19 protein-coding genes and 1 riboswitch are annotated in these 20,438 nt (G+C 72.7%); of the genes, 6 read left to right on the top strand and 13 right to left on the bottom strand.

From position 1 onward, the window contains the following. Window positions 1–61 precede the first annotated feature (61 nt). From OG361_RS33150 to OG361_RS33130, 5 genes are read left to right on the top strand one after another with little or no spacing between them, the layout of a single operon-like run. Entirely contained in the window at window positions 62–1,045 is a 984-nt protein-coding gene (locus tag OG361_RS33150; RefSeq protein ID WP_405859428.1) for an STM4015 family protein, read from the top strand. Beyond that, window positions 1,042–2,190, top strand: a complete 1,149-nt coding sequence (locus tag OG361_RS33145) for an STM4014 family protein (protein ID WP_405859426.1) — start codon at window positions 1,042–1,044, stop codon at window positions 2,188–2,190. The genes OG361_RS33150 and OG361_RS33145 overlap by 4 nt, the downstream gene beginning before the upstream one ends. Window positions 2,191–2,201: 11 nt before the next feature. Next, window positions 2,202–3,023 carry an STM4013/SEN3800 family hydrolase gene (locus tag OG361_RS33140; protein WP_405862576.1) on the top strand — a complete coding sequence of 274 codons (822 nt, stop codon included), beginning with the start codon at window positions 2,202–2,204 and terminating at the stop codon, window positions 3,021–3,023. Further along, window positions 3,020–4,354: an STM4012 family radical SAM protein gene (locus tag OG361_RS33135; RefSeq protein WP_405859424.1), complete on the top strand. Its 1,335-nt coding sequence runs from the start codon at window positions 3,020–3,022 to the stop codon at window positions 4,352–4,354. Before OG361_RS33140 ends, OG361_RS33135 begins: the two co-directional genes overlap by 4 nt. Before the next feature lie 7 nt (window positions 4,355–4,361). Beyond that, complete coding sequence (locus OG361_RS33130) at window positions 4,362–5,234, top strand: STM4011 family radical SAM protein (protein WP_405859422.1); 873 nt, start codon at window positions 4,362–4,364, stop codon at window positions 5,232–5,234. On the opposite strand, the gene OG361_RS33125 is transcribed toward OG361_RS33130, so the two are convergent. Both OG361_RS33125 and OG361_RS33120 read right to left on the bottom strand, forming a co-directional pair. Next, window positions 5,221–6,015, bottom strand: coding sequence for an SGNH/GDSL hydrolase family protein (locus OG361_RS33125; protein ID WP_405859420.1), 795 nt, complete (start codon window positions 6,013–6,015; stop codon window positions 5,221–5,223). The genes OG361_RS33130 and OG361_RS33125 overlap by 14 nt on opposite strands. A gap of 174 nt (window positions 6,016–6,189) precedes the next feature. After that, window positions 6,190–7,281: a peptidoglycan DD-metalloendopeptidase family protein gene (locus OG361_RS33120; RefSeq protein WP_405859418.1), complete on the bottom strand. Its 1,092-nt coding sequence runs from the start codon at window positions 7,279–7,281 to the stop codon at window positions 6,190–6,192. Between the two features lie 4 nt (window positions 7,282–7,285). Continuing rightward, window positions 7,286–7,441, bottom strand: a riboswitch (cyclic di-AMP (ydaO/yuaA leader). Between the two features lie 392 nt (window positions 7,442–7,833). Between OG361_RS33120 and OG361_RS33115 the strand changes: the two genes are divergently transcribed. Beyond that, on the top strand, window positions 7,834–8,655 hold the full coding sequence (locus OG361_RS33115) for a tyrosine-protein phosphatase (RefSeq protein WP_405859416.1): 822 nt from the start codon (window positions 7,834–7,836) through the stop codon (window positions 8,653–8,655). Window positions 8,656–8,697: 42 nt separating this feature from the next. Here OG361_RS33115 and OG361_RS33110 read toward each other — a convergent pair whose 3' ends face one another. The 11 genes from OG361_RS33110 to OG361_RS33060 form a co-directional block, all read right to left on the bottom strand. Further along, window positions 8,698–8,853 (bottom strand): DUF6126 family protein, encoded by a 156-nt coding sequence (locus tag OG361_RS33110; RefSeq protein ID WP_366042521.1) that lies wholly within the window; start codon window positions 8,851–8,853, stop codon window positions 8,698–8,700. 50 nt (window positions 8,854–8,903) lie between these two features. After that, window positions 8,904–9,533, bottom strand: coding sequence for a helix-turn-helix domain-containing protein (locus tag OG361_RS33105; RefSeq protein WP_405859414.1), 630 nt, complete (start codon window positions 9,531–9,533; stop codon window positions 8,904–8,906). A 106-nt stretch (window positions 9,534–9,639) separates the two neighbouring features. Next, window positions 9,640–11,025 (bottom strand): aspartate aminotransferase family protein, encoded by a 1,386-nt coding sequence (locus OG361_RS33100; protein ID WP_405859412.1) that lies wholly within the window; start codon window positions 11,023–11,025, stop codon window positions 9,640–9,642. 13 nt (window positions 11,026–11,038) lie between these two features. Next, the gene (gene hpnH, locus OG361_RS33095) at window positions 11,039–12,061 is read right to left on the bottom strand and encodes an adenosyl-hopene transferase HpnH (RefSeq protein ID WP_405859410.1); all 1,023 of its coding nucleotides are present in this window, start codon (window positions 12,059–12,061) and stop codon (window positions 11,039–11,041) included. A gap of 7 nt (window positions 12,062–12,068) precedes the next feature. Continuing rightward, window positions 12,069–12,746 carry a 1-hydroxy-2-methyl-2-butenyl 4-diphosphate reductase gene (locus OG361_RS33090; RefSeq protein ID WP_405859408.1) on the bottom strand — a complete coding sequence of 226 codons (678 nt, stop codon included), beginning with the start codon at window positions 12,744–12,746 and terminating at the stop codon, window positions 12,069–12,071. Further along, window positions 12,746–14,806, bottom strand: a complete 2,061-nt coding sequence (shc, locus tag OG361_RS33085) for a squalene--hopene cyclase (RefSeq protein ID WP_405859406.1) — start codon at window positions 14,804–14,806, stop codon at window positions 12,746–12,748. The genes OG361_RS33090 and shc overlap by 1 nt, the downstream gene beginning before the upstream one ends. A gap of 107 nt (window positions 14,807–14,913) precedes the next feature. After that, window positions 14,914–16,014, bottom strand: coding sequence for a polyprenyl synthetase family protein (locus OG361_RS33080; protein WP_405859404.1), 1,101 nt, complete (start codon window positions 16,012–16,014; stop codon window positions 14,914–14,916). Continuing rightward, complete coding sequence (gene hpnE / locus OG361_RS33075) at window positions 16,011–17,411, bottom strand: hydroxysqualene dehydroxylase HpnE (RefSeq protein WP_405859402.1); 1,401 nt, start codon at window positions 17,409–17,411, stop codon at window positions 16,011–16,013. Before hpnE ends, OG361_RS33080 begins: the two co-directional genes overlap by 4 nt. Before the next feature lie 112 nt (window positions 17,412–17,523). Next, window positions 17,524–18,474: a presqualene diphosphate synthase HpnD gene (gene hpnD / locus OG361_RS33070; protein ID WP_405859400.1), complete on the bottom strand. Its 951-nt coding sequence runs from the start codon at window positions 18,472–18,474 to the stop codon at window positions 17,524–17,526. Beyond that, complete coding sequence (hpnC, locus tag OG361_RS33065; protein ID WP_405859398.1) at window positions 18,471–19,382, bottom strand: squalene synthase HpnC; 912 nt, start codon at window positions 19,380–19,382, stop codon at window positions 18,471–18,473. The genes hpnD and hpnC overlap by 4 nt, the downstream gene beginning before the upstream one ends. Before the next feature lie 313 nt (window positions 19,383–19,695). Next, entirely contained in the window at window positions 19,696–20,343 is a 648-nt protein-coding gene (locus OG361_RS33060) for a TetR/AcrR family transcriptional regulator (protein WP_405859396.1), read from the bottom strand. Window positions 20,344–20,438 lie beyond the last annotated feature (95 nt).

Genomic DNA, 20,438 nt, shown 5'->3' with positions numbered 1-20,438 from the left:
GCCGCTTGGTAGAACTCTCGGCATCAGCCGATCAACGTCGTCCGTTGTCTGGAGCACTGTCATGACCATCGGGAATTACCAGCACGAGTTCCACGGCCTTCCCGTGTTCGACTTCCCGGGCGCGCGGGCGGACTCCGACACGGACACGGCAGCGCCCGCCGAGCTGCCCGACGCGGAGGCGGTCGCCTGGCGGATCTCCGCCCCGACGTACAGCGAGCCGGGGGACGAACTCTGGGAGCCGCAATTCGAGCGGTTCCTCAAGACGGTCGACGCCGCGCGGGTGCGCGCGCTGGTCGTCGGTGGCTGGGACGAGGCGTACGAGACCTCGTCCGCCCCCGTCGTCGCGGCGCTGATCGCCGCCCGTGACCGGCTCACGGACCTGCGGGCGGTGTTCCTCGGGGACATGACGGGCGAGGACTGCGAGATCTCGTGGATCGTCCAGTCCGACGTGACGCCGCTGCTCGCCGCCTACCCGGCGCTGCGGGAGTTCGGGGTGCGCGGGGGCACGGAGCTGGCCTTCCCCTCGATCCGGCACGACCGCCTGGAGACCCTGGTGGTCGAGACGGGTGGTCTGCCCGCCGAGGTCGTGCGCGGGATCGTCGGCAGCGAGCTGCCCGCCCTGGAGAGGCTGGAACTCTGGCTGGGCACCGACGAGTACGGCGGCGACAGCACCACCGAGGACCTGGCTCCCCTGCTCGCAGGGACGGGCTTCCCCGCCCTGCGCCGCCTGGGCCTGTGCAACAGCGTCATCCAGGACCAGGTGGCCGCGGCCGTGGCCGGCGCCCCGGTCGTCGCCCGGATCGAGCGGCTCGACCTCTCCATGGGCGTCCTGACCGACGAGGGCGCGGCGGCCCTCCTCGACGGGCAGCCGCTGACCCACCTCACCCACCTCGACCTCTCCCACCACTACCTGTCGGCGGCGATGAGCGAGCGGGTCCGCGCCGCGCTCGCCCCGCACGGCGTGACGGTCGTCCTCGACGACCCCGAGGAGGCGGAGGACGACGGCGACGGCGAGGTCTACCGGTACGTCGCGGTAGCCGAATGACCACCGCCCCGCGTCTCGTCGTCGTCGGCGATCCGGCGGGCCGCCGCGTCACGTTCTTCCAGGACGCGCTGCGGGCCGCCGGGCTGCCCGGGGCGCGGGTGGTGTCCTGGCCCGACGTGCTGGGCGGCCGGGCGCGGTTCGCCGCCGGCGAGACCGTACGGCTGGACTCGCCCGGCGAGGATCCGGTGGCCGACCGGCTGTTGCGCGGGGTCGACGACCCGGCCCGGGTCGAAGGATCCGGCCGTTGGTACGCCCGGTTCACCGCCGCCGTCGCGGAGCTCTCCGAGACCGTCACAGCGGCGGGGGCCACCCTCGTCGACGACCCCACGGAGCTCGCGGTGCTGTTCGACAAGCGGCTGGGCCACGGCCGGCTGCGGGCGGCCGGTGTGCCGGTGCCCGATTCGCCGACCTCGGGCCCCGCCGTCCCGGCCGTGGGCGGCTGGGCGGAGCTCCGGTCGCTGCTCGAAGAGGCCGGGCTGCGGCGGGTGTTCGTGAAGCTCGCGCACGGATCCTCCGCCTCGGGGGTGCTCGCGGTGGAGACGAACGGCGCGGGCCGGATCCAGGCCACCACCTCCGTGGAGCGCACCCCCGACGGACGTCTCTTCAACTCCCTGCGGGTACGGCGCTACACGAGCGAGCACGAGATCGCCTCGATCGTGGACGCCCTCGCCCCCGACGGCCTGCACGTCGAGCGCTGGCTGCCGAAGGCCACGCAGGACGGCCGGGCCGCCGACCTGCGGGTGGTGGTGATCGACGGACGGGCCACCCATGCCGTCGTCCGCACCGGCCGCTCCCCCATGACCAATCTGCACCTGGGCGGCGCCCGGGGCGATCTGGACGCCGCCCGGGCCGCGATCGCCGCGGCCGGCGGACGGTGGGAGGACGCGCTCGGTGTGTGCGAGCGGGCCGCCGCCGTCTTCCCCGGCACCCGGTGCGTGGGCGTCGACCTGCTGCCCGCCACCGGCTGGCGCCGCTTCGCCGTGGGCGAGGTCAACGCCTTCGGCGATCTGCTGCCCGGTCTCAAGGGCCTGCCCGGCAGCGGCGCCGAGGGCCTCGACACGTACGCGGCGCAGGTCGCCGCGGAGTTCACCGACGCCGGCCCCACCCGGTCGGCCCCCCGCACCACAGGAACGAGCACCACGTGAACCAGCCCGACATGAACGCGATCGTCGGCAGCCACGATCTGCTCCTGGTCACCCTCGACACGCTGCGGTACGACGTGGCGGCCGAGCTGGCGGCCGAGGGCCGCATCCCGAACTTGGCCCGGCACCTGCCGGACGGCGTCTGGGAGCGCCGGCACGCGCCCGGCAGCTTCACGTACGCCTCCCACCAGGCGATCTTCGCCGGGTTCCTGCCGACGCCGGACGCCCCGGGACCGCACCCCCGGCTGTTCGCGGCCCGTTTCGCGGGCAGCGAGTCGACCGCCGGCGGCACCTACGTCCACGACACCCCGGATCTCGTCTCGGCGCTCGCGGGCGAGGGCTACCGGACGGTCTGCGTCGGCGGGGTGGGTTTCTTCAACGGGCAGCCGCCCCTCGGCTCCGTACTCCCCGGCCTGTTCCAGGAGAGCCACTGGGAGCCCTCCTTCGGCGTCGCCTCCCCGACCTCCTTCGAGTCCCAGGTGGCCCGCGCCGAGGAGGTCGTCGCCGCGCTCCCCCGCGAGCGGCGGCTCTTCCTCTTCGTCAACGTGTCCGCGCTGCACCAGCCCAACTGGTTCCACCTGCCGGGGGCGACCCGCGAGACAGGGGACTCCCGGGCCACGCACGCGGCGGCCCTGGAGTACGTCGACCGGCACATCGGGCGGCTCTTCGCCGCGATGAGCAGCCGGCGCCCCTGTTTCGCGATCGTCTGCTCGGACCACGGCACGGCGTACGGGGAGGACGGGCACACCGGGCACCGGATCGGCCACGAGGTCGTGTGGACCGTGCCGTACGCGCAGTTCGTCCTGGCGGGCCCGGACCGGAAGGCGACGGCATGAACGAGAGCACCACCCCGCGCCCGTACCGGAGCTACGTCTACGCCTATCCGCACAAGACGGCGTACCGCGCGCTCCCCGCCCCGCCCTCCCTCGGCGCGCTCTGGGCGGAGGAGCCGAAGGACGCGCTCTCCCTCTACGCGCACATACCGTTCTGCGAGGTCCGCTGCGGCTTCTGCAATCTCTTCACCCGGATCGGCGCCCCCGACGAGCTGACCACCCGCTACCTCGACGCCCTCGACCGCCAGGCCGCGGCGGTCCGCGACGCACTCGGGGACAGCGCTCCGGTGCGGTTCGCCACGGCGGCGTTCGGCGGCGGCACGCCCACCTTCCTCACCGCCGCCGAGCTGGAGCGGCTGTGCGACATCGCCGAGAAGCGGACGGGGGTCGATCTGCGGGCGGTGCCGCTCTCGGTCGAGACCTCGCCCGCGACCGCGACCGCCGACCGGCTCGCGCTCCTCGCCGAGCGGGGCGCGACCCGCCTCAGCATCGGGGTGCAGAGCTTCGTGGAGGCGGAGGCGCGGGCGGCCGTCCGTCCGCAGCGCCGCGCGGACGTCGAGGCCGCGCTCGGCCGGATCCGGGACACCGGCGTGCCGGTGCTCAACATCGACCTCATCTACGGGATCGACGGACAGACCGAGCGGTCCTGGCGAGCCTCGCTGGACGCGGCGCTCGCCTGGCGCCCCGAGGAGCTGTACCTCTACCCGCTGTACGTCCGGCCGCTCACCGGCCTCGGCCGGATCTCCCCGGCCGCCGACCGGGAGTGGGACGAGCAGCGGCTGCGCCTCTACCGGTACGGCCGGGACCACCTCCGCGCCCAGGGCTACGAGCAGGTGTCGATGCGGATGTTCCGGCGGACGGACGCCGCGCCCCTCGGCCCGGACGACTACGCCTGCCAGACGGACGGGATGATCGGTCTGGGGTGCGGGGCGCGCTCGTACACCTCGGCCCTCCACTACTCCTTCGACTACGCGGTCGACATGCGGGAGATCCGTTCGATCATCGACGCCTACACGGAGACCGAGGACTTCTCGCGGGCCGAGGTGGGCCGGTGGGTGGACGCCGGGGAGGCCCGTCGCCGCCATCTGCTCCAGTCGCTGCTCCAGGCCGAGGGGATGGAGGCCGCCGGGTACGAGGAGCGGTTCGGCTCCTCGCCGTTCGCGGACTTCCCGGCGGAGCTGGCCCGCTTCGAGGCCTTCGGCTGGCTCGACGGGGACGCGCCCGAGGGGCTGCTCCGCCTCTCGCCCGAGGGGCTCGCGCACTCGGACGGGCTCGGCCCGGAGCTGTTCTCGCCCGAGGTGCGGGCGGCCATGGCCGCGTACGAGCCGAAGTAGGGCGGACATGGACCTGACACTGCTCTACCGCGGGCCGCTCGCCTCCTGCGACTACGACTGCCCCTACTGTCCCTTCGCGAAGCGCCGGGACAGCGGGGAGCAGTTGCGCGCGGACCGGGCCGCGCTCGAACGGTTCACCGGGTGGGCGGCCGAGCAGACCGGCGACCGGCTGCGGATCCTCTTCACCCCGTGGGGCGAGGGCCTGGTGCGCTCCTGGTACCGGCGGGCGCTGGTCGATCTTTCGCGGCTGCCGCACGTCGAGCGGGTGGCGATCCAGACCAATCTGAGCTGCCGGACCGACTGGCTGGCGGAGGCGGACCCGGAGAGCGTGGCCCTCTGGTGCACGTACCACCCGGGCCAGACTCCGTACGAGCGCTTCCTCGGCAAGTGCCGTGAGCTGGCGGACCGGGGCGTCAGGTTCAGCGTGGGCGTGGTCGGCCTGCCCGAGCACCGGGAGGACGCCCGCCGGCTGCGCGCCGCCCTTCCGCCGCACGTCTACCTCTGGGTGAACGCGGCCGAGGGCCACACGTACACGGACGCGGAGGCCGAGGAGTGGACCGGGATCGATCCGCTCTTCCCCTACAGTCGGCGGCCGCACCGCTCGGCGGGGCTGCCGTGCCGTACCGGCGAGTCGGTGATCTCGGTGGACGGCGAGGGGACGGTCCGGCGCTGCCACTTCGTCAAGGCCGAGCTGGGCAACCTGTACGACGGCTCGTACCGCGCCGCGCTCCGCCCCCGGGCCTGCCCGCTCGCCGTCTGCGACTGCCACATCGGCTACGTCCACCTGGAGACGCTGCCGCTGTACGACGTGTTCGCCGGCGGGGTCCTGGAGCGGATCCCGGCCGGCGTCGTCGCACTTCCCGGAGCTACAGGGGCATGAGGTCGGGGCGCTTCGCCTCGACGTGGTCGCCCGAGCTCTCGCCACGCAGCCTGCGCCCGATCCAGGGCACGAGGTACTCCTTGGCCCAGTGGATGTCGTCGCGCCGCACCTCCAGCGTGCCGCGCGGGGGGCGCGGCGGCCACGACTGGTCCGGGTCGGCGGGCACGGGCAGGCCGAGGACCTGGGCGGCGCGCAGGGCGACCCGGGTGTGGCCGTCGGGCGAGAGGTGCAGCCGGTCGTCGTCCCAGGCCCGCAGGTCCTGCACGGACTTGAGGGACCACAGGTCGAGGACCGGGCAGTCGTAGCGGTCCGCGATGGACCGGACGTGGGCGGTGTAGGTGGCGATCTTCCCGCGCAGGTGTCGGAGCACGGGGATGTCACGGGTGTCGAAGCCGGTGGTCACCATGACGGTGCCGACGGCGGAGGTCAGGTCCGCGACGGCGCGCTCGAAGCGCTCGGCCACGTCGTCGGGGTCGGTGCCGGGCCGGATGATGTCGTTGCCGCCGGCACAGAAGGTCACCAGGTCGGGGGCGAGTTCCTTCGCCCGGGGGACCTGTTCCGCCACGATCTGGTCGAGCAGGCGCCCGCGTACGGCCAGGTTGGCGTAGCGGAAGGCGTCGTGCTCCGGCAGCTGGTCGGCGAGCAGCACCGCGAAGCGGTCCGCCCAGCCGACGTACGTCCCGTCGGGTCCGGGGTCTCCGACGCCCTCGGTGAAGCTGTCACCGATCGCCGCGTACGACCCGAATGCGTTCTTGTCTCTTGATCTCGAATCGTCTGCCACGGGAGCACATCCTTCCCTTTCGGATGTGACCTACGCGACCGTAAGGAAGGGTTGACGGCGGGTGAGATATGCCACCGATAAAGATTCCACCAAGCCGGAATACGCTCCCGAATATGTCAGGAACACACTGGCGGCCCGGCACAGGGGTGCCGGGCCGCCAGCTGTGCGACCGCGTCAGATGGAGACGCCGTGCTGGCGCAGGTACGCGAGCGGGTCGATGTCGGCGCCGTAGTTCGGCGAGGTGCGGATCTCGAAGTGCAGGTGCGGGCCGGTGGAGTTGCCGGTCGAGCCGGAGAGGCCGATCTGCTGGCCGCCGCTGACCGACTGGCCGGACGAGACGGAGAGGGAGGAGAGGTGCGCGTACTGCGAGTAGCTGCCGTCGGAGTGCTGGATGACGACCTCGTTGCCGTAGGCGCCGCTCCAGCCGGCCGAGACGACGGTGCCGGCGCCCACGGCGCGGACGGTCGTACCGGAGGAGGCGATGAAGTCGACACCCGTGTGGTAGCCGGAGGACCACATGGAGCCGGAGGCGCGGTACGGGGTGGAGATGCCGCCGTCGACGGGGGCGACCCAGCCGGAGGAGGAACCGGTGGACTGCGAGGAGGTCGAGGCGTCCGACTGCGCGGAGGTCGAGGCGTCCGGCTGCGAGGAGGTCGAGGCGTCCGACTGCGCGGAGGTCGAGGCGTCCGGCTGCGCGGCGGTGGCGGCCGGGGCGGAGTCGCGCTCGGTGCCGCGGGAGGCGCGGGTCTCCTCGCCGGAGGCCTGCGACGAGCCGCTCTCCGACTCGGCCTTCGGAGCGGCCTTCGGGGCGGCGGCCTTGGGCGCGACGCGCTTGTGGGCGGCCTTCGGGGCGGAGGCCTTGGCGGTGCTCTTGGCGCCGAGGGTGAGCTTCATGCCGGGCAGGATCAGCGAAGGGTTCTCGCCGACGACCTGGCGGTTGTCCTCGTACAGCTTCTGCCAGCCACCGGCGAGGTGGTGCTCGACCGCGATCTTCGACAGGTAGTCGCCGCGGACGACGGAGTACGTCGTCGGGGCGGCCTTCACGGCGGCGGCGGGCGCGGCCCGAAGGGCGGCGGGGGCCTTCACCTGGGCGGCGGCGGCGACGGCCTGGGCGGGAACGGCGGCCGGGGCGGCCTGCTCGGCGGCGTGGGCGCCGGTCGCACCGAAGAGCGGGAGGGCGACGACTGCGCCTCCGGTACCGGCGGCGACGATTCCACGCGTGATCGGGTTGATCTTGGGACGGCGGTGCTTACCCTTCGCGGGCATGGCGAATTCCTCTCCGGCGCCTACGAGGTGAGCTGTCGGGTTCGGACTGGAGATGCCCGGCCGCGTTCTCACGCGGCTTCACCCCGAGCCGTCCTGCGTCGCGGGACCGGCGTACTTCCTGGGTCCCCCGCTCCTGCCACACATTTGATGAGTGCGGGTTCCGGACGGTGGCAGGATTCGGCGGTCCGACCGGATTGACGGTGACGCTAGACGAGCGGTTCGACACGGACAAGCCACTGATTTCCCCCGGCATTACCCGTTCCGCTTTTCCACCGGAATTCCGGTCACCCTCCGTGGATGACGGTCCTTCGATTTCCTTTTTCCGTACGGCAATTGCTCCGGGCTCCCGGCCACGATCCGTCACCTCTATGACCCTGCTCACGCGCCGAACGCCATCTCACCCGTAAACAGGGCGCGTTATACACAAGGCCCTAATTCGGACAGATCACCCATTACCGTCCGAGGGGGTGCGCCCGACCGGTCCCGCCTGGATGATTGCCCCAGGAACCGATCTCGCATCGGGCGCCCGAACGTCGACACCCAGGAGCATCCGTGACGCAGCAGCTGCCGCAGGCCCCGCCCACCGAAGCGAACGAACCCGAGCTGGCGGAGGTCCGGAACTTCCGGGACGTGGGCGGCCTGCCGACGACGGACGGGCGCGCCGTGCGACCCGGCCGCCTCTTCCGCAGCGGCCACCTCGCCCACGCCACCGAGAGCGATGCCGTCTTCCTCTCCTCACTCGGCCTGCACACCGTCTTCGACTTCCGCAACGACGCCGACCGGAAGGTCGAGGGCGAGGACGTCGAGCTCCCCGGCGTGCGGAACGTGCACATACCTCTCAATGACCCGGCCGACGGCAAGGAGTTCTGGAAGCTGGTGCGCGACGGTGACATCGCGCAGCTGCGGGGGATCCTGGGCGAGGGCAAAGCGGCGACCCGTATGTCCGACTCGTACCGGAAAATGGTGGTCGAGCGGACTTCGGAGCACAGCCGGATCCTGCACTCCATGGCCGAGGAGAGCCTCCCGGCCCTGATGCACTGCGCGGCCGGCAAGGACCGCGCCGGTCTCTCCATCGCGGTCACCCTGCTCGCCCTCGGCGTCGAGCGGGAGGCGATCGAGGCCGACTACGTGCTGTCGAACGACCCGCACCGCCGGTACAAGGTACGCCGCAGCTCCACCGCCCCGGACGCGATGTCGCCCGAGGTGATGGAGCTGCTGAGCCCGCTCTTCGACGCGCGGGTGGAGTATCTGCGGGCCGCGTTCGAGACGATCGACGCGACCTGGGGATCGGTGGAGACCTACCTCACGGAGGGGCTCAAGCTGACCCCGGAGACCCGCGAGCGGCTGCGGGAGCGCATGCTCGCCGAGGCGTAGCCCCGCCCACGCGCCCGCCCGCCGGTCCGTCCACCCCTTCGCCTACTGGTTCTGCCCGCCGAGCATGAACAGCAGGTAGAGGAAGCCGGCGAAGAGGTGGCCGGCGACCAGGTAGGCGAAGAGGCGGAGCACGAGCCCCTTGGGGAACTTGCCTTCACCGCGCTCCTCGCCGGTGACCGGTGCGGACTTCTCGGACATATCGGTCCTTTCCGAAGGAACAGTCACTCCGTGGGAGTGGCCACGAAGGTTCAGCGCCGGTGCGGGGTCCCGTCGCCGAGGCACAGCTCGGCGACGGGGCTCTGCATCAGGGTGTGGACGAAGAGCAGCTCGGCCCCGCCGGACGTGGCGGCGCCGATGCGGTGCGGGGTGAGCGAGTCGAAGTGCGCGCTGTCCCCGGGATCGAGGACGTGCACGGCCTCGCCGAGCGCGAGCCGCACCCGCCCCTCCAGGACGTGGATCCACTCCTCGCCGGGGTGGACGCGCACGATGTCGGCCCGGGTGGCGTACGGCACGTGGACGCGCAGGCACTGGAGCGCGCGCCCGGCGCCGCCCGCCTGCCGGTAGACCCAGCCGTCGGCCTCCACGGGCTCGGAGCGGCCGGCCCGGACGACGGGGTCGTGCTCGGGAGGAGCCTCACCGAGCAGCTCGGAGACCGTCGTACCGTAGATGCGGGCGAGGGCGAGCAGCATCGGCAGCGAAGGCTGCCGGTTCCCCGTCTCCAGACGGGAGAGATGGGCCGGCGAGAGACCGGCCCGCTGGGCGGCGGCCTCCAGGGTGAGTCCCCGGCGGCGGCGCAGGGCCCGCAGCTGCGGGGCGACGTCGGGCAGGACGCCGGGGGTGGCGGGATCCGGGGAGGCTTCCCCGGGGACGTGGTCCATGCGTCCATTCCGCCAGGATCGTGCCTCTGAGGCAAGTTTCTTGCCTCAGAGGCAAAACCTCCGGCGGGTACGCGGCGACGCCACCGTCAGTCACGTACCGATGCGCTCAGCGCTGCGCCACGGACTGCTTCACCAGTGTCCTCCCGAAGTCCCACATCAGGCCGCCGCCGCCGTGGGCCTCGTCCATGACCGCCGTGAAGGCGGTGACGAACCGGTCCACATCGGCCTCGTCGATGACCAGCGGCGGGATCAGCTTGATCACCTCCATATGGTCCCCGGAGACCTGGGTGAGGATCCGGTGGCGCTGGAGCAGCGGCACGACGACCATCTGGGCGAAGAGGCCCTTGCGGGCCGCCTGGAGCATCGCCCAGCGGCCGCGCAGCCCCAGCGAGGTCGGCCGGCCGAACTCGATCCCGATCATCAGTCCGCGGCCGCGCACCTCGTGCAGCAGCTCGTACCGGGGCACGAGCTCCTCCAGCCGGGACCGGAGCAGCCCGCCGATCCGCCGGACGTGGGCGACCGTGTCCTCGTTCTCCATGACCGAGAGGACGGCGAGCCCGGCCGCCATGGCCTGCGCGTTCGAACCGAAGCTCGCCGAGTGGACGAGGACCCGGTCCATCGACGAGTAGACCTTCTTGAAGATCCAGTCCTTGCCGAGGGTGGCGCCGACCGGCACGTAGCCGCCGGAGAGCGCCTTGGCGACGCAGACCAGGTCCGGTTCGACCCCCGGCTCGTGCTGGTACGCGTAGAAGTCGCCGGTCCTGCCGAGGCCGGTCTGCACCTCGTCCACGATCAGCAGCGCGCCGTGCCGGTGCAGCAGCTCCTGCGCGGCGCGCAGGAAACCGGGCGGCGCCTCGTGGACGCCCTTGCCCTGGATCGGCTCCACGACGAAGGCGGCCACGTCGCCCCGGCGCAGCTCCCGCTCCAGGGCTTCGAGGTCGCCGAGGGCGATCGCGGTGTCCGGGAGGAGCGGGTCGAAGCCCTCCCGGAAGCCCTGCTCGCCGTTGACGGAGAGGGAGCCGGTGGTGAGCCCGTGGAAGGCGTGGGAGCAGTAGACGACCCTGGGCCGCCCGGTGGCGTACCGGGCGAACTTGAGGGCGGTCTCCACGGCCTCGGTGCCGCTGTTGCCGAAGAAGACCCGGTCGAGGTGGGGGCTGTGGCCGAGCAGCCGCTCGGCGAGCAGCCCGGGCAGCGGCTGGCAGTCGAAGCGGGTGAGGTCGGCCAGCTGGGCGTCGAGGACGTCGTGGAGGGCCTTGCGGACGACGGGGTGGTGCCGTCCGAGGCCCATCACGCCGAAGCCGGCGAGCATGTCGAGGTGGTCGACCCCGTCGGCGTCCCAGAAGTGGGCGCCCTCGGCCCGCTCGTACACCTTGTCGAAGCCGATGGTGTGGAGCATGCGCGGCAGCTGGTGGTTGAGGTGGCGGGCGTGCAGCTCGTACCGCTCGCCGCCGCGCTCGGCGAGCAGCGCCCGCAGGTCGAACTCCCCGCTCATCACTCCACCGTCCTCACGCGTTGTTCCCGGAGACGGTCTCCCTGATCGCGCGCAGCGACTCCTTGAGGGAACCCATGGTGGCCAGGACTGCGGTGGGCTCGTATCCGCAGTGCGCCATGCAGTTGGCGCAGCGCGGGTCCTTGCCGCGGCCGTACTTGTCCCAGTCGGTGTCCTCGATGAGTTCGCGGTACGTGGGGACGTAGCCGTCGCTCATCAGATAGCAGGGGCGCTGCCATCCGAAGAGCGAGTAGTTGGGAATGGCCCACGCCGTGCACGGGAAATCGGCCTTTCCTTCCAGGAAGTCCAGGAAGAGCGGCGAGTGGTTGAGGCGCCAGCGGCGCCGGTTCCCGCCCGCGAAGGCCTTCTTGAAGAGTTCGCGGGTCTGCTCGACGCCGAGGAAGTGCTCCTGGTCGGGGGCCTTCTCGTAGGCGTAGGCGGGCGAGATCATCATTTCGTCGACCTGGAGGTCGTCGTTGAGGAAATTGAGCACCTCGATGATCGTCTGCGGGGTGTCGGTGTTGAAGAAGGTCGAATTGGTGGTGACGCGGAAGCCGCGCCGCTTGGCCTCCTTGATGGCCTCCACCGCCTCGTCGAACACGCCCTCCTTGGCGACGGACTCGTCGTGCCGCTCGCGCAGGCCGTCGATGTGCACGGCGAAGGCGAAGTACGGGGAGGGGGTGAAGTCCGCCAGCTTCTTGCGGAGCAGCATCGCGTTGGTGCAGAGGAAGACGTACTTCCTCTTGGCCACCAACTGGCGAACGATCTCGTCGATCTGAGGGTGCATCAGGGGCTCGCCGCCCGCGATGGACACCATGGGGGCGCCGGACTCGAGGACCGCGCCGACCGCCTGTGCGACCGGCATGCGCTGCTTGAGGACACCCGCCGGGTGCTGGATCTTTCCGCAGCCCTCGCACTTGAGGTTGCAGGCGAAGAGCGGCTCCAGCTCGACGATGAGCGGGAACTTCTCCCGCTTGCGGAGCTTCTGTTCGAAGAGGTAGGTCCCGACCCGGATGGACTGACGGAGCGGCATGGCCATAACTCGTTCACCTCCTGGGGAGCAGCAAAGAACGGTGCCATTCGAAGAAAGCGGGAAGGACGGCACGAAGAACACGGAACGCCGATATTCCCCCGCGTACCGTGCCGATCCGGACCAGTTCATGTTCTGGAGCGTCCACGACCACCCGGACGGCCGCAACCGGGCGCGCGTCCGGACCGTCCGGGAGCCCGCCGGTCTCCCGCGCGGTACGCAGGGTCGCCGCGGACTCCATGTCGACCGCGATCGCGCCGGTGGCCCGCAGCGCGGCCCGCTCGGGGCCGCGCACCACGTGGTCGGAGCCGGTCAGCGGTCCGGTGTGGACGGTCCGCCCGGGCACCGCCCTGACCAGCGCCTTCACCAGGAGCTCGGTGCCGACGCAGGCGGTGGTGCCGTCGGGGCCGCGGGTCTCGTCGGCCACGATCAGGTCCCCCGGGTGCATGCCGGGGGCGAGCCCGGCGCAGAAGCCGGAGGCGATGACGGCGGCGTCCCGCCACCGCTCCTCGCCGAGCGCCCGGGAGACGGCCCGGCGGGCGTGGACGGGCCCCATGCCCGTCCGCACCACGGTCACCGGGCCGGGGGCGCCGCTGCGGTCCCCGCTGCGCAGGGCGAACTGCTCGATGCCGAGCGCGCAGGCGATCAGCAGCGGTGGAGCGGCGCCGGGCCCGGGTGCCGGCTCGCGGCCCATCAGCCCTCCTCGCGGGGCGGTCGGGCGGCGCCGGTCGTGCGGGGCGTGGGCTCCCCGTACACGTAACGTCCGAGCGCCGTGAGCGGGAACACCTGCCGGTAGAGGTGGTAGTTGATCGAGAAGTCCCAGGGGAAGCCGGTGCCCGTGAAGTACGGCTCGTCCCAGGAACCGTCCTCGCGCTGCGTCTCCGCCAGCCAGGCGACGCCCCGCCGGACGGGCTCGGAGTCGCGCTCGCCGACCGCGAGGAGGGCGATGAGCGCCCACGCCGTCTGGGAGGCGGTCGAGGCGCCGCGTCCGATCCACTCCTCGTCCCCGTAGGAGCGGAGGTCCTCGCCCCAGCCGCCGTCCTCGTTCTGGGTGGATCCCAGCCAGGCGACGGCCCGGCGGATCGCCGGGTGGGAGCCGGGCAGCCCCGCGGCGGCCAGGGCCGGGAGCACCGAGCCCGTCCCGTACACGTGGTTGACGCCCCAGCGGCCGAACCAGGCGCCGTTCGGCTCCTGTTCGGCGAGGAGCCACTCGATTCCCCTGCGGGTACGGGGGTGCTGGGCCTGCCCCTCGTAGGCGAGCATCTCCACCACATGGGCGGTGACATCGGCGGACGGCGGGTCGATCACCTCGCCGAAGTCGCAGAACGGCAGCTTGTTGGGGAACACGCTGGTGTTGTCGGCGTCGAAGGCCCCCCAGGCGCCGTTGCGCGACTGCATGCCGAGCGTCCAGCGGGCGCCCCTGACGATGGCCGCCTCCACCCGCTCGGGGTCGGGGTGGCTGACCCGGCGCAGGGCGAGGAGCACCTCGGCGGTGTCGTCGATGTCGGGGTAGTTGTCGTTGTGGAACTCGAACGCCCAGCCGCCCGGCGGGAGTCCGGGGCGGCGCACCGCCCAGTCCCCCTTCTTGGTGATCTCCTCGTCGAGCATCCAGTCGACGGCCTTCACCAGGGCCGGGTGGTCGGGACGGAGCCCCGCGTCGGCGAGCGCGATGGTGGCGAGGCAGGTGTCCCAGACCGGCGACTGGCAGGCCTCGATCATTCGGGTGGGGGCACCTCCCTGGCCGTCAGGCCCAGGGGGACCGTCCTCGCGCCAGACGGCGAACCGGTCGAGCGACTCCAGGCCGGCGCGCATGACCGGGTGCTCGAGGTCGTAGCCGAGGAGGTGGAGGGCGATGACCGAGTAGACGGCGGGCGGCTGGATGCCGCCCCAGCAGCCGTCGTTCTCCTGCCGTTCGACGATCCAGCGGGCGGCCACGTTCATGGCGGTGCCGCGCAGGGCGCGCGGGGCCACCCGGTGGTAGACGCGCAGCGCCTTGTCGAGGCGCTGGAAAATGCCGTCCCAGCCGGTGGCCGGGGCGAGCGGCCGGGGCGGGTTGGGCCGGGCCGGGTCGGTGTGGAGCTCGTCGAGCGGGAAGGGCGCGGGGCGGACCGGGCGCTTCGCGGAGACCACGGTGAGCGGCACGATCGTCTGCCGGGCCCAGCAGCCGAAGTCGTAGATGTTGAGCGGGAACCACTTCGGCAGGAAGAGCAGTTCGGGCGGCAGTTCGGGCAGGTCCTCCCAGCGCCACCAGCCGAAGAGGGCCAGCCAGATCCGGGTGAAGACCCGGGCGCCGGCGATGCCGCCCCCCGCGCGCACCCAGGCGGAGGCGCGGGCCATGTGCGGGGCCTCGGGCGGGTCTCCGGCGAGCCGCAGGGCCACATAGGCCTCGACGGTGGCGGAGAGTTCGCCGGGTCCGCCGTAGAAGGTGGCCCAGGCGCCGTCCTCGCGCTGCTCGCGGCGGATGTGGAGGGCCGCGGCGCGGAGGGTGTCGGCGTCGAGGATGCCCAGGAACTGGCGGAGGAGAAGGTCCTCGGCGTCCATGGTGACGTTGGTCTCCAGGTCGCCCTTCCACCAGCCCTCCGGGTCCTGGCGGGCGAGCAGGTGCTCGACGGCGCGTTCCGCGGCCCGCGCGGCGCTCTCGTCGAGCTGCTCCGGCGTGGTGGACCGCTCCGGCGCGATGGTGTCGTGCGTCGTGCTGGCCGCGGCTGCCCGGGGGCCCACGGCCCCGGCGCTTCCGTCGGTCGTCGCTGTCATGGCTTCCCCTTTGTGCAGTCGGTTCCTTCTGCTCCTGCGGGTCTGCCGTCGGCCGGCGCCGGATGGCACCGGCCGGCGACCGCGAACTCATATCAGGGTGATGGTGATCATCTCTTCCGTACGACCACGAAATCGGCCAGAGCGGTGAGCTGCTCCCGCACGCGGGCGGGCATGTCCACCTCGTGCAGGGCCTCGATCGCGACGGCGTGCTGGCGGCGGGCCTCCTGGGAGGTCCACTCGCGGCCCCCGGCCTCCTCGATGAGGGCGGCGCGGGTCGCGAACTCCTCCTCGGAGAACGAGTCGAAGTCGTTGGACTTGGCGTCCGCGGCGAGCAGTTCGGCGAGCTGCTCGGAGGCGGCTCCGCCGGCGGCGAGGGCGGCGACGACCGGGAGGGACTTCTTGCGCTGGCGCAGGTCGCTCCAGGTCTGCTTGCCGGTGGCCTCCGGGTCGCCCCAGATGCCGAGGAGGTCGTCGACGGCCTGGAAGGCGAGGCCGAGGTGGTAGCCGTACTCCTCCAGCTTGTCGGCGGTGCGGTCGTCGGCCCCGCCGAGGACGGCGCCGATGGAGACGGCGCAGGCGAGCAGGGCTCCCGTCTTGTTGCCCTCCATCTCCAGGCACTCCTCGACGGTGACCCGCTCGCGGTGCTCGTAGGAGATGTCCTGGGCCTGCCCGTCGATGAGCTTGCGGGTGGCCGTGGTGAGCCGGCGGGTGGCCCGCCCGGCCTCGACGGTGCCGATCTCGAGCAGCAGCTCGTTGGCGAGGGCGAAGAGGGCGTCGCCGACGAGGATGGCCTGCGCGGGGCCGTGCACCTTCCACACGGTGTCGCGGTGCCGGCGCTGCTCGTCGCCGTCCATCAGGTCGTCGTGGAGCAGCGAGAAGTTGTGGACGAGCTCCACGGCGACCGCGCCGGGGACGCCGACCTCGGGCGCGGCGCCGGCCGCCTCGGCCGACAGCAGGGCGAGCGCGGGGCGGATCGCCTTGCCGCCGTCGCCGTCGGCGGGGTTGCCGTGGGCGTCGATCCAGCCGAAGTGGTAGGCGGCCACGGTGTCCATGGGCGGTGCGAGGCGGTCGACGGCCGCCCGCAGTACGGGGGTGGACAGGGTCCGTCCCCGCTCCAGCAGTGCGGACACGTCCGCGGTGTCGACGGCCGGATTACCCGGCGGCGCAGTCGGCACGGTCTCTCCTCTTGTTCCGGTACTCACAGTCATGCCGCCTCCTGCAGCGGATGGTCATGACGGCGGCCGAGGGTGGAGAGCGCCGCGCCCGCTGCGCTGAAACCGCTGCGGACGGCACCCTCCATGGTCGCGGGCCAGCCGGTGGCGGTCCAGGATCCGGCCAGGTAGAGGCCGGGGACCCGGGTGCGGGCGCCGGGGCGGAGCCGGCCGACGCCCGGGGTGGGGGCGAACGTGGCCGTCCGCTCCCTGGTGACGAAGAAGTCGCGGACCCCGGCGCCGCGGGCGGCGGGCAGCAGCCGCTCCAGTTCCGGGAGGTAGCGCTCGCGCAGCACGGCGACGGGCTCGTCGATCTCGTCCTGGGCGGCGGACTGGGAGACGGCGAGGTACTGGCCGCCGCCCTTGAGTCCCGAGGAGTCGGTGCGGTCGAAGACCCACTGCACCGGGGAGCCGAGCGCGGTGAAGAAGGGCCGCTTGAGCACCTTGCGGTCGTAGACGACGTGGAGGTTGAGGATGGGGGCGGTGGCGATGTCGAGGAGTCGGTCGGGATCGTCGAGGGCGCCCTCGGGCAGCAGGGCGTGGGTCTCGTGCTGCGGTACGGCGAGGACGACGGCGTCGGCGTCGAGCGTCTCCCCCGGCACCTCGACGGTCCAACGCCCGTCGTCGGTACGGGAGATCCGCTCGGCCTTGGTGCGCAGCTCGATGCGGACGCCGAGCGCGTCGAGGGCCTTTCCGGCGAGCGTGTCGTGGAGTTCGCCGAGCGGGACGTGGGCCCAGCCGATGTCGGCGGCGCCGGGCTCGGAGAGGAGCCCGGTCTTGAAGACCATCGCGGCGAGGCCCATGGAGGCCTGCGGGGCGGGGGCGTTGAGGGTGGGGATGCCGACCAGGTCCCAGAGGGCCTCGACGGTCCGCGGGGACTGGCCGTGGCGGCCGAGCCAGGTGGCGAAGTCGATGCCGTCGAGCGCCGGGTCGGCGGGGTCGAGCTTCTTCAGGGCGAGCGCGGCCCGGCCGACGGAGGCCCGCTCGGCGAGGGAGAGGTGCGGGTACGTGGCGAGGCTGCGCGCGAGGTGCAGCGGTACGGGGAGGCTGTCGCGGCGGATCCGGCCGAGCCGGGGGCCGCGCGGGTGCCCGACGTCGAGGACGGGCACGTCGAGGCGGTCCTGGAGCGGGGCGAGCGGGGCGCCGTCGATCCGGTCGAGGAACCAGCGGTAGGCGGTGCAGCAGCGCAGGTAGACGTGCTGGCCGTTGTCGACGGTCAGCTCGCCGCGGCGGAAGGAGAAGGCGAGACCGCCGAGCCGGGGCCGCCCTTCGAGCAGGGTGACGCGGACGCCGGCGTCGGCGAGCTGGAGCGCGGCCGTGATCCCGGCGAGCCCGCCGCCGACGACGACGGCGTGGGGCTGCCGGGAGCTCCGCTCGGTTCCGTCGGTCGTCACGCGGCCTCCGTTCGGGTCGGGGAAGTCGGCGTCGCGCGAGTCGGGGACACCGCGGGCAGGGACGCCGGGGCAGCGCCCGGGGTTGCTCGGCGGACTGCGGCGTACGGGCGCATCAGGTACGCCTCCTGACCGTCCGTCGGGCGATGTGGCGGGTGTCGAGGCCGGAGAGGCCGCGCACCGCGACGTACGCCTTCTCCCGGCCCGGCAGCGAGACACGGCCGCGGAGCACGGCCTCGGGGTCGCGTTCGATGCGGTCGAGGAGCCGCCGGTAGATGCCGGCCATGGCGGCGACGCACGCGCCGCTGCGCCGGTCGAGCATCGGGAGCAGCCGGTAGCCCTCGGCGAACAGGGCGCGGGCCCGCCGGACTTCGAAGTGGACGAGCCCGGCGAAGTCGGCGCCGGGGGGCGGGGTCTCGCTCCCGAAGCCGTCTCCGCAGCCGAACTTGGCGAGGTCGTCGGCGGGCAGGTAGACGCGCCCGTTCCCGGCGTCCTCGCGTACGTCCCTGAGGATGTTGGTGAGTTGGAGCGCGAGGCCCAGGGTGTCGGCGTACTCGGGGGCGCGGTCGGCGCCCTGGGCGCCGGGCTGGGTGCCGAAGACGCCGAGGGAGATCCGGCCGATCGCGCCGGCGACGCAGCGGCAGTAGACCTTGAGGTCGTCCCAGCTCTCGTAGGTGGCGCCGCGCACGTCCATGAGGACGCCGTCGATGAGCTCGTCGAGGCCTTCGAGCGGGATCGGGAAGCGGCGGGCCGAGTCGGCGAGGGCGACGGCGACGGGGTCGGTGTCGTCCTCGTCGACCACGCCCTTGCGGACCCGGTCGAGCAGGGCGCGGGTGGCTTCGAGGCGCTCGTACTTGGCCTCGGGCGCGAGCGTGCCGTCGCCGATGTCGTCGACGCGCCGCGAGAAGGCGTACAGCGCGGACATCGCCTGGCGCTTCTCGGTCGGCAGCAGCCGGATCCCGTAGGCGAAGTTGCGGGCCTGCTGCCCGGTGACCGCCTCGCAGTAGCTGTAGGCGGCCTGTACCGGTGCGGACGGCTGGAGCTGTCCCTCCACGGTCGCGCTCACCCCTCTCTCCGCGCCTGGAGCAGAACCGCTCCAGCCTGGCGCATCAGGCTCGGCTTGGTGGGGCCCGGCGGGCCGGGCAGGACGTCGAATCCGGCGGCGGTGATCGCGTCGAGCGCCGCGAGGCCCCCGGCGGTGAAGCCGGCGAGGAGGAGGCGGAGCCGGCCGTGGACGCTGCCGACGAGCGGGATGCCCGCGTGCAGCAGCCCGCGGGCCCGCTCGGCCTCGAAGGCGATCAGGGCGCGCACGGAGGCGCCCGCGGTGGGCCGGGCGAGGTCGCCCTCCGTGACGTGGAAGCGCTTGAGGTCCTCGGCCGGCAGGTAGATCCGGTCGTTGCCGAGGTCCTCGGCGACGTCCTGGAGGTGCTCGACGATCTGCAGGGCGGTGCAGATCTCGTCGGAGCGCCGGATCCGCTCGGGGGTGTCGGTGCCGGTGATGGCGAGGACGAGGCGGCCGACCGGGTTGGCGGAGAGCTCGCAGTACGCGAGGAGGTCGTCGTACGTCTCGTAGCGGCGCACCGACTGGTCCTGGCGGTTGGCCGCGATCAGCCCGAGGAAGGGTTCGGGGGTGAGGCGGCACCGCCGGACGGTCGGCTGGAGCGCGGCGAGCAGGGGGTGGTGCGGGGTGCCGTCGAAGACGCGCCGGAGGTCGCTCTCGAAGGCGTCGAGGAGGGCGAGACGGTCCTCCGCCTCCTCGGGGGTGAGGCCGAGGTGCCGGGCGTCGGCCCCGCCGGGTGCCAGGTCGCCGTCGCCGATGTCGTCGACGAGGCGGGCGTAGCCGTAGACGGCCATGAGGTCGTCGCGCCAGGCCCGGGGCAGGAAGAAGGGGGCCACGGGGAAGTTCTCGTCCGCGGCCTTGCCGAGTGTGGTGCGCGAGGAGGCGTCGGGGCGCACCTGCCGGGGACCCGTCACTGGGCGCTGCCCGACGAGGGGACGGCGACACCCTCGTGGAGCTGGAGATTCTGCGTCATGGCCGTCACGACTCCCGTTCTACACTGCCGATCCAATCCATCCTATTTCGGACACGCCGCCTACCCCTGCCCGCCGGGCCGTCACCCGGCGACCCGATGGCCGCGGGGTATCGCCCTACTTGCCTCGAAACAGACCGGTCCAGCTTACGTTGTACGACGGCCGTCGCCATTCCGGGGTGGCGGGGAGCCGGGACTTCCTCCGCACGCGTCGTCAACCCTCGTACACCGGACGGGAGTTCGGGATCCGGAAAGGGTCAGAGAACACGCGTGCCGGAGACCACCATGGCGAGGGTGGACTCGACGACGTCGTTCCTGCGCTGCACGGGAAGGCGCCGAAGAGGGCCGTCGAGCAGGAGAAGTGACAGTCCGTGCACGGCCGACCACGCGGCGGCGCCGGCGGCGGGACGGACGCCGGGAAGGGGTCCGCCCGCCCGGGCCAGGGCCTCGAGGGCCTCCCTGAGCAGGGTGAAGGCGCGGAGTTCGGGCTCGGCGGCCTGCCGCCCCGAGACCGGCTCCTCGGGCTCGGTCGGGCGGGGGACGCAGAACGCGGACCGATACAGGCCGGGCTGGTCCACGGCGAAGCCGACGTATCCCCGGCAGAGGGCGACGAGCCTGCGCTCGGCCGCGAGGGCGGGGTCGTCGGCGCCGGGCTCACGGCCGGCCGCCCGCTCCATGGCCTCGGCGAGCAGCTGCTGGGCGTGGACCTTGACGGTACGGAGCAGTTCGCCGCGGCCGTCGAAGTGCCGGTAGGCGGCGGTGGGTGAGACGCCCACCCTGCGGGCCGCCTCGCGCAGGACGACCCGTTCGGGTCCGCCGACGGTGGCGAGGTCGACGGCCGCGCAGATCAGCGCGTTGCGCAGATCGCCGTGGTGGTAGGTCTTTCCCCCCGAGATCGCTGCCATGGACTCATCCTGCCCGAAGTTAACCGCAGGAACATTCCAGGTGGTGACGCGACGCGCGGAAAACGGAGGAGCCCCTACCGGGTGACATCGGCAGG

Origin of the sequence: Streptomyces sp. NBC_00090, from assembly GCF_045160815.1 — a bacterium.
GTDB lineage: Bacteria > Actinomycetota > Actinomycetes > Streptomycetales > Streptomycetaceae > Streptomyces.
Note: the sequence above shows the minus strand (reverse complement) of the source record. Positions and strands in the feature narration are given on the sequence as shown.